Consider the following 1,081-nt stretch of genomic DNA (forward strand, 5'->3'; position numbering starts at 1 on the left):
GGGGCTCAGCGGCCTCAGCCCCGCCCAACTGCAGCTGTCGGAATCAGCCACTCCCGAGCAGATCGCCGCTCTCGAGCACCAGTGGGGTCGCGACCGGCCGTTCATCGTGCAGTACCTCGACTGGTTCGGCGGCATCCTGCAGGGCGACCTCGGCAACAGCTGGTACAACGGCGCCCCGGTCTCCGAGCTCCTCGTCTCGCGTGCCGCGATCAGTCTGTCGGTCGCCGGGCTCGCGCTGATCATCGGCATCGTGTTCGGCTTCGGTCTCGGCGTGCTCGCCGCGGCCTACCCGACCAGCATCCTCGACCGCTCGATCACCGGATTCACGACCATCATCTCGGTGATGCCCTCGTTCGTCGTCGGCATCGCACTCGTGGCGGTCTTCGCCGTGACGCTCGGGTGGTTCCCCTCGGCCGGGTACATCCCGCTCGAGCAGGGCGGCGTCAGCCTCTGGCTCTGGCATCTGTGGCTGCCGGCCATCGCCCTCAGCTTCGACACGGTCGCCGACCTCGCCAGGCAGATGCGCGTCGGCCTCATCCAGGCGTACCGCGAGAACTACGTCACCGGTGCCCAGATGCGCGGTCTCAGCTCTCGCCGGATCTTCTTCGTGCATGCGCTGCGCAACGGCGCAGGTCCCGCCCTCACGGTGCTCGGCATGAAGTTCCCCGCGCTCCTCGGCGGTGCGGTCGTCACCGAGGCGATCTTCGGGCTCGCCGGCTTCGGCAAGTTCGCCGCCGACTCCGCCAATCGCGGCGACGTGCCGGCGGTGCAGGGCGTGCTCGTGATCGCGATCGTCCTGGTCGTGGTCTTCAACCTCATCGTCAACCTGGTGCTGGTGCGCCTCAACCCCGCATCCGCGAGAGGAGTCTGAGATGATCCGTCGCATCCTCGCGCTGCCTGCGGGCCGCTTCGCCACCGCCGTCCTGCTCGTCATCGCGAGCCTCGCCCTCTGCGGCCCCCTGCTCGCGCCGTACGATCCGCTGCTCGGAACCTCCGAGGTGCTGGCGGGGCCGTCTGCAGCGCACTGGCTGGGCCCCGCCTACCTCGGCCGAGACGTGCTCAGCCGCATCCGCGCGGGCGC

General features: G+C 69.6%; 1 protein-coding gene and 1 pseudogene. Both read left to right on the forward strand.

The window, feature by feature from the left end:
* A partial coding sequence (locus J7E68_RS13955; RefSeq protein ID WP_215173546.1) for an ABC transporter permease occupies positions 1 to 871 on the forward strand: 871 nt, incomplete at its 5' end.
* A gap of 1 nt (position 872) precedes the next feature.
* Positions 873 to 1,081 (forward strand): annotated as a pseudogene (locus J7E68_RS13960) (ABC transporter permease); the annotation flags it as partial.

The sequence above is a fragment of the Microbacterium sp. ISL-103 genome, assembly GCF_018613995.1.
Lineage (GTDB): Bacteria > Actinomycetota > Actinomycetes > Actinomycetales > Microbacteriaceae > Microbacterium.